This is a genomic window from Streptomyces sp. NPDC059398, from assembly GCF_042751845.1.
Taxonomy (GTDB): domain Bacteria; phylum Actinomycetota; class Actinomycetes; order Streptomycetales; family Streptomycetaceae; genus Streptomyces.
Window position 1 is genome coordinate 1 of sequence record NZ_JBHYWP010000109.1, and the last position, 12,407, is coordinate 12,407.

Here is a 12,407-nt window from a genome sequence, read left to right on the forward strand (position 1 = left end):
GCCCGGCGGGGCGGAACCGTGGGGGCGGGAGAGGCCCCGGCCGGGCATCGCGGGGGTCAGGGGAGGTACGGGAGAGGCGAGCAGTGCCGGGGGCTCGGCCGGCGCCGGGGCGCCGGATGACCGGCAGGTCCGATCAGCAGGCGCCCAGGTCCTGCCAGGCCCCCCAGTCGCCCGTGGTGCCCGGCTCCTCATTGGTGGTCCACCACTTGGCCTTCCAGTTGTGGCCCTTCCAGGAGACCTGCTTCCCGCCGGTGTAGACCTCGGATGCGCTCCACGACGGTGAGGTGCAGGAGCCGGACGGAGGCGGGGTGACCGGCGGGGTGGTCGGGGGCGGGGTGACCGGCGGGGTGGTGGGAGGCGTCGTCGGCGGGGTGGCCGGGGGCGATGTCGGAGGCGCCGAGCAGTCGGACGCGGACCCGTTCGTCGCGGTCACGATCTTGTTGAAGAGGGTGGCCGCGGGGTCGAGGTCGAGCAGCGAGTACATCATCGAGCCGCCCAGGCCGTGGCAGTGCGCGTAGTCGGCCTTGGCCTGGATGCTCTTGTCGCCGAGGCCGGTCCAGAACTCCGTACCGTTGTAAAAGTAGTTGGACTGGGTGGCGGGGTCGTAGAACGTGGTGGACGGGTTGGCGACGATGCCCGTCAGTTCCTTGTAGTACGCGGTCCCCGCGACCTGGCTGATACCGCGCGCCGGGGCCGGTCCGGAGGCCGGCTGGTACAGGCCGTGGTTGCTGCCTGCCGAGACTCCGGTCCAGCCCCGGTAGTACAGCGGGTACCCCATAGTGATCTTGCTCGCCGGGAATCCGCCCGGGATGCCGTAGGCCGGATCACCGGTGGTCCATGCCTTGATGGCGTTGTCGGTGGAGTACTTCTCGGTTCCGGGCGAGACCGGCGTCGAGGGGTCGTCCGGCGACACATACGTCGGGTCCTGGTGGTTGGTCGGGCCGGTCGCGTCCCAGGCGCCGTGCATGTCGTACGTCATGACGTTGGCGTAGTCGAGGTACTGGCCGAGCTTGTCGGTCTCCAGGTTCGCGATCTTGTCCTGGCCGGCCGGGAGAGCCGCGGTGAGCAGCATCTTCTTGCCGCCGTTGGCGGCGCCGTAGGCGTCGAGCTCGGTGCGGAACTCCGCCATCAGCTTGGTGTAGTTCGCCTTGTCGGCGGTGCTGTAGTGGTTACCGGTATGGCCATTGGGCGAGCCGGGGTACTCCCAGTCGATGTCGAAGCCGTCGAAGATCCCGGCCGCCGAGCCGTCCCCGCCGTAGCCGCCCTGCACCGGCAGGTTGCCCTTGATGAACATGTCGATGCAGGAGCTGACGAGCTTCTTGCGGCTGGCGTCGGTCGCGGCCGCGTCGGAGAAGTACTTGGAGTACGTCCAGCCGCCGATCGACGCGACGATCTTCAGCTTCGGGTATTTCGCCTTCAACTTCTTGAGCTGGTTGAAGTTGCCGACGATCGGCTGGTCCCACTTGTCGGCGACACCGTCCACGCTGATGTCGGCGCCGAAGGACTTCTGGTAGTCGGCGAAGGCATCGCCCGCGCCGTCACCGGCGTTGGGGTCGCTCTCGTTCGTCGAGTCGGACGCCTTGGTCGCCTCGAAACAGGTGTGGCTGCTGGGGTCGATGTTCTCGAACGAGTAGTTGAGGATGTCCAGCTTGCCCGCAATCCCCTCGGTGTCGAGGTTCTTGGGGTAGAAGGCGTTGCCGTACACGCTCCACTGGTCGTAGTACGCGATCTTGACGCCCCCGCTGCTCGAGGCGGCGGCCGCGGGTTTGGCGGCGGGGGCGGCGTCCGCCTGGGTGCTGACACCGGCTGCGAGTGCGGTGAGCACCCCCATGGCCAGCGCCGCGCTCGTGGCGGCGGCCATGAGCGTTCTCTTCCTGGATTGCACGGGGACCTCCAGATGGCGGATGTGGCTCACCGGCTCGCGCGGCACGGTTGGTAAGGAGATATCCGCGGCTGAAGGGCACGTCAATAGACTGGACCAATTAAGGACTAGACCAATTCGCCCCAGGGCGACGTTGTCATGGCCCTGGTACTGGCGGAACTGGACTAGACCAAACCCCGGGCAAAATCGGCGACTTGGGGCCATGGCGGAGCGCCGGCGTCTCGCCGGGGTTTATGTCACGGAGCTGCGGAAGACATCCGGCGCCGCTCCCACCGCCCGGTCTCGACGCCCCCACCCGCCGGTCTCGACGCCCCCGCCACCGGTCTCAACGCCCCCACCGCTCCGGGGCGATCCGCCGGACGGGGCCGGGCCCGCCCCCGGACCGGCGCCGCCGCGCCGCGGTCAGTCGCCTGCCGTGGCGCGCCGCTGCGGCGGCCGGTGCGTACGGCGCCTGACCGCTCCGTAGGTCTTCTGGAGGGCCGCGGTCGTGGCGTCGAACGAACGCTGCGCGACGCCGACGAACAGGCAGTCGATGACGGCGAGTTGGGCGATGCGGCTGACGGTCGCACCGGAGCGGAAGGGGGTCTCCCGGGCGCAGGTCGTCAGGACGAGGTCCGCACTCCGCGCGAGGGACGAGCGCGGCACATTGGTGAGGGCGATGGTGGTGGCGCCGCGTTCGGCCGCCGCCTGGAGGGGTTCGACGGTGTCCTCGGTCTCCCCCGAGTGGGAGATGGCCACGGCGACATCGCCCGGCCGCAGGAGCGCGGTGGCGGTGAGGGCGGCGTGACGGTCGGTCCAGACGAAGGCCATATGGCCGATTCGGTGCAGTTTCTGGTGCAGGTCCTGGCCGACGAAGGCGCTGGCCCCGACGCCGAAGATGTCGACCCGCCGGGCGCCGGCCACCGCGTCGACCGCGCGGCCCAGCACCTCGACATCGAGCCCTGCCCCGGAGTCCTCCAGGGCGCGCACCTCGTTGTAGATGATCTTGCCGACGATCTCGCCCAGCGTGTCCGTGGCGCTGATGTCGGTGCCGGGCGGGGGGCGTTCGCCGCCGAGAGCCTGCTCACGGGCCGCGGCGGCGGCCAGCGCGAGGCGCAGCTGCGGGTAGTTGGGGATCCCGATGGCCCGGGAGAAGCGCATCACGGTGGCCGCCGAGGTCTCGGCCCGCGCGGCAAGTGCGCTGATGGAAAGCTCCGACGCGTACGCCGGATCGGCCAGGACCGCCTCGGCCACCCGACGTTCCGAAGGGGCCAGGGACGGCAGCGCCGCCCGGATACTCGCGAGGGACCCGGCGGGCGCGGCGTCCGGTGCCGGGTGGGCCGGGGTGCGGGGTGATTCCTGGCGGACCATGGGCCGATCCCTTCCGAGTGACTGGGCGACACGGTCACCACGTACCGCACGGTCACCGCGTACCGCACGGTCACCGCGTACCGCACGGTCACCGCGTACCGGACTGTAACCACGCGCCCGACTGTGCGTCAAAAAGTTACGTCCGGAATTACATGAAGTTACTTATTGACATCCGGAGGCTGGCCTTCCGATACTCACTGGACCGCGGTCCGCGCCGGTGGCACCGACGGTCGTTGCTTAGGAGTGAGCGTGCGCCAACTCGACCTCGTGGTCATCGTCGTCTATCTGGTGGCGATCGCCGTGATCGGACTGCGGCTGGCCGGACGGCAGAAGACGTCGAAGGACTACTTCGTCGGCGAGGGCCATATGCCCTGGTGGACCGTCTCGCTCTCCGTGGTGGCCACCGAGACCAGCGTGCTCACCGTCATCAGCGTGCCGGGCGGCGCCTACAGCGGGCAGGGCTTCGGCAATGTCGAGCTGGCGCTCGGCTACGTCATCGGCCGCGTCATCGTCGCCACCGTGCTGATCCCGCTGTACAAACGCGGCGGCTTCGTCAGTGCCTACCAGTACCTGGGGAGCAGGTTCGGGCTGAAGCTGCAGGGGCTCGCGTCGGTGACCTTCGTCTTCACCCGGCTCCTCGCCGAAGGCGTCCGGCTGTTCGCGTCCGCCATCCCGATCAAGCTGCTGCTCGACGAGGTGGGCGTGCACGCGGGTTACCGCGTCATCATCATCGTGCTCACGGTGATCACCGTCGTCTACACCTACCTCGGCGGCATCAAGGCGGTCATCTGGACCGACGCCATCCAGATGGGCCTGTACCTGGGTGGCGCGGCGCTCGTCGTCGCGGTGCTGTCCAGCCATGTCGGGGGTGCCGGTTTCGCCCACGCCCTGCACGCCGGCCGGTTCCAGCTGTTCGACACCGACTTCTCCCTGGCCCATGTCCTCACCAGCTCGTTCGCCCTGCCCACCGCGATCGTCGGCGGCGCGATCTTCGCGATGGCCAGCCATGGTTCCGACCAGCTGATCGTGCAGCGCATCCTGGCCACCCGTACGCTGCGCGACGGCCAGAAGGCCATGATCGCCTCCGGTGTCTTCGTCACCCTCCAGTTCGCCGCGTTCTCTCTGGTCGGTGCGCTTCTGTGGTCGTACAACCAGGGCAGGAGCTTCAAGGAACTGGGGCTGAGCAGCTCCGACAACCTCTATCCGGACTTCATCCTGCACGGACTGCCGGTGGTCGTCTCGGGTCTGCTCGTGGCGGGCATCCTCGGTGCCGCGATGGGCTCGCTGTCCTCGGCTCTGAACTCCATGTCGAACTCGACGGTCGCCGACATCATCCACAGTTTCTTCCGCAGCACACCGTCCGAGGAGTTCCTGCTCAGGCTCGCCCGGGTGATGACCCTGGTGTGGGCGGTGCTGATGGCGGTGTTCGCCTGCGCCTTCAGCACCAGTACGGGCAACGTCTACCTCACCGGGCTCACCATCGCGGGCTACACCTACGGGGCGCTCCTCGGCGCGTTCCTGCTCGGCCGGATCGTCCGGCGGGCACGCGAGAGCGACTCCATCGTGGCGTTCCTGGTGACGATCGGCGTGATGACGTACATCGTGCGCGACGTCAAGATCGATGTCACCGTCGCAGGTGCCACCGTGCCCACCGCGGTCGCCGCCCAGTGGCTGGTTCCGATCGGTGTGGTGGTCACCCTCGCCGTGGGAGGGCTGATGAGCCTGTTCCACCGCTCCCCCGAGCCCGCCGGCGCCGCGGTGGGCGCCGGTGAACCGGACGCCGGCCCCGATCACGCCGTGACGGCCGCCGAACAGGAACAGAGCGCCTCCTGACGGCCGCTGACCGGGCCCCGGGCGCTCCGTGACAGCCACCGGCCGGGAGCAGAGCGGCCCGCACCCCACCTGGCGCGGGGCCCTCGTGACAGCTCCGCACCCCCTCCACCTCAACAGCCTCCGGGAGAATCCATGCAGCAGCCGCAGCCGACCCCGCCCCCCGCGGCGGACCACGCGACGGGAGGCACCCTGCGGGTGATCGGCCTGATGTCGGGCACCTCGTTCGACGCGATCGAGGCCGCGGCGGCCGACCTCACGCTGGAGGGCGACACCCTGCGCCTGCGGCCGCTGAGGCACCTCTCCGTACCGTACGCGGACGATCTGCGGGCGCTCATCGGGGCCACCCTGCCACCGGCCGCCACCACCACGCAGGCCATCTGCGCCCTGGACACCGGTATCGGCCAGGCCTTCGCCGACGCCGCCCGACGGGCCCTGCGCGAGCTGTGCGGCGGCGCCGCCGACCTCGTGGTCTCCCACGGCCAGACGATGCACCACTGGGTCGAGGAAGGCACGGTCCGGGGCACCCTCCAGCTCGGCCAGCCCGCCTGGATCGCCGAGGCCACCGGGCTGCCCGTCGTCTCCGATCTGCGCAGCCGGGATGTGGCCGCCGGCGGTCAGGGCGCCCCGCTGGTCGCCCTGACCGACACCCTGCTCCTGCGCTCCCTGCCCGGCACCCCTGCCGCACTGAACCTCGGCGGGATCGCCAACGTGACCGTCGTCGCGCCCGGCGCCGACCCCCTGGCCTTCGACACCGGACCCGCCAACGCCCTGCTGGACGCGGCCGTACGCCACTTCACCGACGGCACCGCCGCCTTCGACGAGAACGGGCGCAGGGCCGCCGCCGGCCTGCCCAGCCCTGAACTGCTCCGCGCCCTCCTGGACGACCCCTACTACCGCAGGCCGGCCCCCAAGAGCACCGGCAAGGAGCACTTCCACCTGCCCTATCTGCTCCGGGCGCTCGACGCCGTACCCACCCCCGCTGCTGACGACGTCCTGGCCACCCTCACCCGGCTGACCGCCGTCACCGTCGCGGACGCCTGCCGCGCCCACGGGGTCACCGAACTCGTCGTCTCCGGCGGCGGGGCCCGCAACCCGGTGCTCATGGGCATGATCGACCAGGAGCTGCCCGGCGTGCCGCTGCGGCCCAGCGACGCCCTGGGGCTGCCGTCCGACGCCAAGGAGGCACTCGCTTTCGCGGTCCTGGGCTTCCTCACGTTCAACGGCCTGCCCGGCGCGCTCCCCTCGGGCACCGGCGCCCGCCACGCCTCGCTCCTCGGCACCATCACGCCCGGTCTTTCACCGCTCCGGCTGCCCGTACCGGCCGCACAGCCGCCGCGGCTTCTGAGGCTCGCGCGCTGAACCACCGGCCCCGGGCACCGGGCATGCACCCCGTTCAGGCGAAGCGTGCCTTCAGCGCGGTGAGTCCTGAGGCGAAGACGGTGTCGCCGATACCCGCTTCGACCTGGGGTACGAGCTCGTCGGCGCCGTCGTAGACCGCCGACCAGACGACCTCGCTTCCGTCGGGGTGCTGCCGGGCCGTCAGTGTCGCCTGATAGCCGGTGACCGGCAGGGGCAGGTCGAGGACCGTGTAGGTATACGAGCGCCGGTCGGCATCGTGTACGAGCAGGCGCTCATGGGCCACGTCCTTGCCGTCCACCGTGAACACCCGGACGGCTCCCGGCTCATTGGGGTCCTCGCGCTCCTCGATGCGCGGGCCCGGTACGCCGGGAACCCAGTCGCCGAGCGCGGCGAAGTCCCCGATCAGCGCCCAGACCTGGGCGGGCGGGGCTGGTACGACGACGGAACGGGTGAGCTCATGCATGGTGTGCCTCTCCGATTGCTGCTGGAAGGGGTAAGTCCCGGGCGGGGGTACGTATCCGGTCAGGGGTACGTCTCAGGGGTACGTATCCGGTCGGCCCGGGGACGCGTCAGCCGGTCGCGGCGGGGCGCTCTCGCACCCGCCTCGCCTCAGCTCCCGGGGGCCCAGACCTCGGGCCAGTCCGCGCCGCGCAGTTTCCCGTCCAGGCCCCCGTCGCAGAAGAACAGCGATCCGACGCAGTACGACGCACGGTCCGAGAGCAGGAAGTCCACCAGCTCGACCACTTCCTCCGGACGCCCGGCGCGGCCGGCCGGGATGGAGGCGAGGAAGTCGTCCATCTGGGCGGCGATCTGCGGGTCCTCACGTCCGGCCCTGGTCATCGGGGTGTCGATGAAGCCCGGAGCGACCGCGTTCAGCCGGATGCCGTCGGCGATGTAGTCCGCCGCCCTGGTGCGGGCGTAGTGGGCGAGGGCGGCCTTGGTCGCCGGGTAGGTCAGCAGCGCACCCTCGTCGTTCTGCGCGTCGGCGGTGCGGCGGGCCTCCCGCTCGTCGCCCGCCAGGCATGCCTGGGCCAGCTCGGGGTGCCAGCCAGGCTGTGTGGTGGTCGAGTTCGACGAGGCCAGTACGGCGCCGGACGTACCGGCGGCGGCGAGCAGCGGCCGCAGGCCCTCCAGCATCCGGACGGCGCCGAAGTAGTTCACCGAGACCAGCAGGCTCGGCCGGCGCCCGGCGCCGCTGGAGAGGCCGGCGAAAGGCAGGAATCCGTCGAGCCGTCCGCCGGACAGTTCGGTGATCTGCTCCACAGCCTGGGCACGGCCGCTCTCCGTACCCAGATCGGCCTCGACATCGGCGTTCCGCAGGTCCACGCCGATGACGCGGTGGCCCTGGCCGGTGAACCGGGCGGCGAGTGCGGCGCCCATTCCGGAAGAGGAACCGGTGATGGCGATCGTGCTCATGTGAGTAGTCCTCCTGCGTCTGTGCGGCCCCCCGGGGCAGCGCCCCGTCTCCCCTCATCTCATCCGAGGGGATCAGGCACTCATTGCACATATTGCACTATCGCTCGGCGGCACCTTCGAGGTGGTCCCCGTAACGGCACGACTCAGGCCCCCGGCGCACTGGCGCGGCAAGCGGCGCTTTGACGACAGGCCCTACGGCAACGCGGCCACGAACCGGTTCGCGATCGCGGCGGGGGCGGTGATCGCCCCGCCCACGACGACGGCCCAGGCGCCCGACTCGATCGCCGTACGGGCCTCTTCCGGGGTGTGCAGACGCCCCTCGGCGATGACCGGAATGTCCACACGGGCGGCGAGTTCCGCGACCAGAGCCAGGTCGGGGCCGGGCTGCTGCGGACTGTAGGGGGTGTATCCGGAGAGGGTCGTGGAGATCAGGTCCACGCCGAGCGCGGCTGCCGCGACGCCCTCCTGCGCCGTGGAGACATCGGCCATCACCAGGTGGCCGAGCCGGTGCACGGCCTCGACGGTGTCGCGCAGGGGGCGGCCGTCCGGCCGGGGGCGGTCCGTGGCGTCGATCGCGACGATCTCGGCTCCGGCCTCGGCGACGGCTCGCGCGTGCGCCGCGGTCGGCGTGATGTAGACGCCGTCCGCGCCGTCCTTCCACAGGCCGATCAGGGGCAGGGCGACGACCGCGTCGACCGCGCGGATGTCGTCCAGGCCCTGGACGCGGATCGCGGCGACCGAGGCACCGGCGGCGACGGACGCCGCCACCGCTGCCATGTGTGCGGGGGAACGCAGCGGGTCACCGGGGGGCGCCTGGCAGGAGACGATCAGTCGTCCGCGCAGCCCGTCGAGCAGGGTGCGTACCCGGTCGGCAGGCATCGTGGTCCGGCTGGGCCTGGCCTCCCCGTCGGAGGGAGCGGGCTTGGTCATACGGCGTTCCTTCGTCCTGTCGTACGGCTGGTGCGTGGTGCGTGGTTGGCGCAGGGTGAGCGGGGTGGTGGCGGTGCACCGGCAGGGCACCTGACGCCCCGTCAGAACGCGGCCGGGGGCGGATGGGAGGCGGCCCCCTCGCGGTCCTCCAGGAGCAGGCTCGCCGCGCCGACCACCGCGGCCCGCGGTCCCAGCGAAGCCGGGGCGGGGCGCAGGCCGGAGGGTCCGGGCAGGAGTTCCGAGGCGAACGCCTCGGTGAGCGGTCGCCAGTACGCGTCGCCGACCGAGGCCACGCCGCCCCCGATCACGACCCGTTCGGGGTCCACCGCGTTGACCAGACCGGCCAGTGCACGGCCCAGCGCTCCGGCGCCCTCGGCGAGGACCGTGCGGGCCGTCGCGCCCGCGGTGCCGGCGCGGTCCGGCTCCGCTTCGGCGAGGGCGGCGACCTGCCGCAGCCCCCGGCCGTCGTCGTCCCCGGTCAGTTCGCGGAAGCGCGCCGTCATGGCGGGGCCCGAGGCGACGGCTTCGAGATGGCCGGTACGGCCGCAGTTGCAGCGGAGACCTGCCGCCTCGGGCACGGCGATATGGCCGAACTCGCCCGCTGTCGAATGGTTCCCGCGCAGCAGCCGGCCGCCGATGACCAGTCCGCCGCCGATGCCGGTGCCCACACTGACGTACAGCGCGGACCGGCAGCCCCGGCCCGCGCCGAAGGTCTGTTCGGCCAGGGCGAAGACATTGGCGTCGTTGTCGGCGGCCACCGGGAGGCCGAGCCGGGCGGTCAGTTCCTCGCTCAGATGTGTGCCCGCCCAGCCCGGAAGCAGGTCGTTGGCCGAGAGGACCACCCCGGTGTCGCGGTCGATCACACCTCCGGTGCCGATACCGAGACCCCCGGCGCGTTCGTGGCCGGGGAGGTCACGGACCGCGGCGGCGATCGCGTCGAGCACAGCGGCCGGCCCGTCGGCCGCGGGGGTGGGCCGGACGAGCGAGGTCAGCAGGGTGCCGTCGGCCGCGACGAGCCCGGCGGCGATCTTCGTTCCGCCGACGTCGACGCCGACGAAGGAGCGCGCTGGGGAGGACTGTCCCCCGGAGGGGCCGGCGGTGCCCGCGGGGGCCTGGTGCGGAGTGGTCATGGCTGTGTCCTGCGTACGGTGAAACGGATGTCGTAGAGGTCGGCACGGTAGATCGTCGTGGTGGCCTCGACCGGGGACTCGCGGTGGTCGAGGCCGACGCGCTGGACCCGCAGCCCGGCGCTGCCCGGCGGTACGCCGAGGAGTGCCGACTCGGTGTCACCCAGGTCCGCGGCGCGCACGATCTGCTGGGCCGAGCGGATGTCGAGCTGATAGCGCTCGCTCAGCAGTGCGTAGAGCGATCCCGTCAGGTCCGCGTCGAGGAGGCCGGGCACCCGGTGGGCCGGGAGGTGGACGGTCTCCAGACACATGGGAGAGCCGTCCGCGAGGCGGAGGCGGGAGATGCGGACCACCTCCAGGTCGGGCGCGGCACCGAGCCGTTCGGCGATGTGCCTCCCGGCCGGTACCGTCTCGGCGGCCAGCAGCCGGGTACCGGGGTCGAGGCCGCGGTCGCGCATATCCTCGGAGAAAGAGGTGAGGGTCAGCGACTTGGAGACCACGGCGGGCGAGACGAACGTGCCGGCTCCCTGCACCCGGTAGACGTTGCCCGCGCTCTCCAGAGCGTCCATGGCCTGCCGGACGGTGTTGCGCGAGACGCCGTAGCGGGCGGAGATGTCCCGCTCGGTCGGCAGTGGGGTGTGCGGCGACGCCCCGGCGATATCGGTCAGCAGAGCGAGCCGAAGCTCCTCGTGTTTGGCCTGTCTGGCCACGCGCACCACTCCCACATCCGATAGGTACCAACCAATTAAGCAATTATTACGCCAGATCTTGCGCATGGCCAAGCTGGGTGCAAGATTGGTCCCAACCAATTTGGGCAGTCGGCAGTGCCGCGCCCCCACTCAGGACGACCGCCGTGTGCGAGAGTCCGGACGGAGGGCACACCACTCCGGCAGTCCGCGTCTTGAAGGGACAGTGCCATGGCGTCACCCGACACCGCTGTGACGCAGGGGAGCAGCGGGCAAGGGAGCAGCGGCAGTCTGCGGCCGGTGATCGGCGTCGCGCTGGTCGCCGCGCTCGGCGGGCTGCTGTTCGGCTACGACACCGGGGTCATCTCCGGAGCGCTGCTCAGGATCGAGTCGGACTTCCACCTCAGCTCGTTCGGTTCCGGGGTCGTGGTCAGCTCGATCCTGGTCGGCGCCATGATCGGCGCGGCGGGCGCGGGCAGCCTCTCCGACCGGTACGGCCGCCGCCCCGTCCTGGTCGCGGCCGCGGGCATCTTCACGCTGGGCGCCGCCATGGCGGCCTTCGCCCCGTCGGCGGCGATGCTCACGGCGGCCCGCGTGGTGCTCGGCCTGGGCATCGGCGTGGCATCGAATCTGGTGCCGGTCTTCATCGCCGAGGCCGCGCCGCCCCTCTACCGGGGACGGCTGGTCGGCCTCAACCAGCTGATGATCACGCTGGGCATCGTCCTGGCGTACGCCGCCAACTACTCGCTGGAGGACGTGACGCACAGCTGGCGCTGGATGTTCGGTCTCGCCGCTGTGCCTGCCGTGCTCTTCGGCGGAGGGATGCTGGCGATGCCGGAGTCCCCGCGCTGGCTGGCGCTGCGCGGGCATACCGACCGCGCCCGTGCCGTCCTCACCCGCCTGCGGGGGCCGGGCGACCCGGACGCGGTCGAGGCGGAGCTGGCCGAGGCGACGGCAGGCGCGGACGAGACGAAGGCCCGGATGCCGCGTCAGGGGCGGTGGCGGGCGCTGACCGCCCGCTCGGTGCGCCCGGCGATCATCGCCGGTGTGGGACTCCAGATCCTCGGCCAGGCATCGGGTGTCAACACGGTCATCTACTACGCCCCGAAGATCTTCGAGAGCAGCGGACTCGGCTCCTCCTCGTCCATCCTCGCGACCGTGGGCGTCGGCCTGGTCAACCTGCTGATGACGCCGGTGGGCATGTTCGCCGTGGACCGGTTCGGCCGCAAGAAGCTGCTCGCCTGCGGAGCCGGGGTGATGACCCTCTCGCTGGCCGGCCTGGCCGCCACCCTCGCGGCCGGTGCCCCGGGTTCGTCGACCGCCTGGCTCGCGGTGCTGTTCGTCGTCCTCTTCATCGCCGCCGTCGCCACGACACTCAATGTGGTGGTCTTCATCATCCCCTCGGAGCTCTACCCGCTGCGCATCCGCGGGACGGCGATGAGCGCCACGATGTTCTCGAACTGGACGATGAACTTCCTGGTCTCGCTGACCTTCCTCACCCTGCTCGACGTGTTCGGCGGCGCGGGCACGTTCACCCTGTACGCGGCGGTGTGTGCCCTGCTGACCCTCTTCGCCGTCCGTTGCATCCCCGAGACCCGGGGCAAGAGCCTGGAGCAGATCGAGCAGGAGCTTCTGCCGAAGTGACACCGGGTGTGCTTGGGCGCCGCGGGGGGGGGGGCCGGGCCGCGCGAGCGGGCTGGGGGGGGGGGTGGTCGCTGGGTGTGGGGGGGGGGGGGGGGGGGGGGGGGGGTGGGGGGGGGGGGGGGGGGTTGGGGGGGGGGGGGGGGGGGGGGGGGGGGGGGGGGTTGCGGGGGCGATCCGTTC

General features: G+C 71.4%; 10 protein-coding genes. 3 read left to right on the forward strand and 7 right to left on the reverse strand.

The genetic code is table 11. The features are described 5' to 3' along the window. Positions 1-133: 133 nt before the first annotated feature. Both ACFXBC_RS29540 and ACFXBC_RS29545 read right to left on the reverse strand, forming a co-directional pair. Complete coding sequence (locus ACFXBC_RS29540; RefSeq protein WP_385031117.1) at positions 134-1,861, reverse strand: glycosyl hydrolase family 18 protein; 1,728 nt, start codon at positions 1,859-1,861, stop codon at positions 134-136. A 423-nt stretch (positions 1,862-2,284) separates the two neighbouring features. Further along, entirely contained in the window at positions 2,285-3,232 is a 948-nt protein-coding gene (locus tag ACFXBC_RS29545) for a MurR/RpiR family transcriptional regulator (RefSeq protein WP_385031120.1), read from the reverse strand. 249 nt (positions 3,233-3,481) lie between these two features. On the opposite strand from ACFXBC_RS29545, the gene ACFXBC_RS29550 reads away from it, so the two are divergent. Then, entirely contained in the window at positions 3,482-5,065 is a 1,584-nt protein-coding gene (locus ACFXBC_RS29550) for a sodium:solute symporter (protein WP_385031123.1), read from the forward strand. Between the two features lie 189 nt (positions 5,066-5,254). Continuing rightward, complete coding sequence (locus ACFXBC_RS29555; RefSeq protein WP_385031182.1) at positions 5,255-6,424, forward strand: anhydro-N-acetylmuramic acid kinase; 1,170 nt, start codon at positions 5,255-5,257, stop codon at positions 6,422-6,424. A gap of 34 nt (positions 6,425-6,458) precedes the next feature. Here ACFXBC_RS29555 and ACFXBC_RS29560 read toward each other — a convergent pair whose 3' ends face one another. From ACFXBC_RS29560 to ACFXBC_RS29580, 5 genes are all read right to left on the reverse strand, one after another. After that, entirely contained in the window at positions 6,459-6,887 is a 429-nt protein-coding gene (locus ACFXBC_RS29560) for an SRPBCC family protein (protein ID WP_385031126.1), read from the reverse strand. 146 nt (positions 6,888-7,033) lie between these two features. Next, complete coding sequence (locus ACFXBC_RS29565) at positions 7,034-7,840, reverse strand: SDR family oxidoreductase (protein ID WP_385031129.1); 807 nt, start codon at positions 7,838-7,840, stop codon at positions 7,034-7,036. 192 nt (positions 7,841-8,032) lie between these two features. After that, positions 8,033-8,719 carry an N-acetylmannosamine-6-phosphate 2-epimerase gene (locus ACFXBC_RS29570; protein ID WP_385031185.1) on the reverse strand — a complete coding sequence of 229 codons (687 nt, stop codon included), beginning with the start codon at positions 8,717-8,719 and terminating at the stop codon, positions 8,033-8,035. 152 nt (positions 8,720-8,871) lie between these two features. Further along, a complete protein-coding gene (locus ACFXBC_RS29575; RefSeq protein ID WP_385031132.1) occupies positions 8,872-9,900 on the reverse strand; it encodes an ROK family protein in 1,029 nt (342 codons plus the stop codon). After that, on the reverse strand, positions 9,897-10,607 hold the full coding sequence (locus ACFXBC_RS29580; RefSeq protein ID WP_385031135.1) for a GntR family transcriptional regulator: 711 nt from the start codon (positions 10,605-10,607) through the stop codon (positions 9,897-9,899). Before ACFXBC_RS29580 ends, ACFXBC_RS29575 begins: the two co-directional genes overlap by 4 nt. 207 nt (positions 10,608-10,814) lie before the next feature. Here ACFXBC_RS29580 and ACFXBC_RS29585 point away from each other — a divergent pair, with 207 nt between their 5' ends. Continuing rightward, the gene (locus tag ACFXBC_RS29585; RefSeq protein WP_385031138.1) at positions 10,815-12,227 is read left to right on the forward strand and encodes a sugar porter family MFS transporter; all 1,413 of its coding nucleotides are present in this window, start codon (positions 10,815-10,817) and stop codon (positions 12,225-12,227) included. Positions 12,228-12,407: the final 180 nt, after the last annotated feature.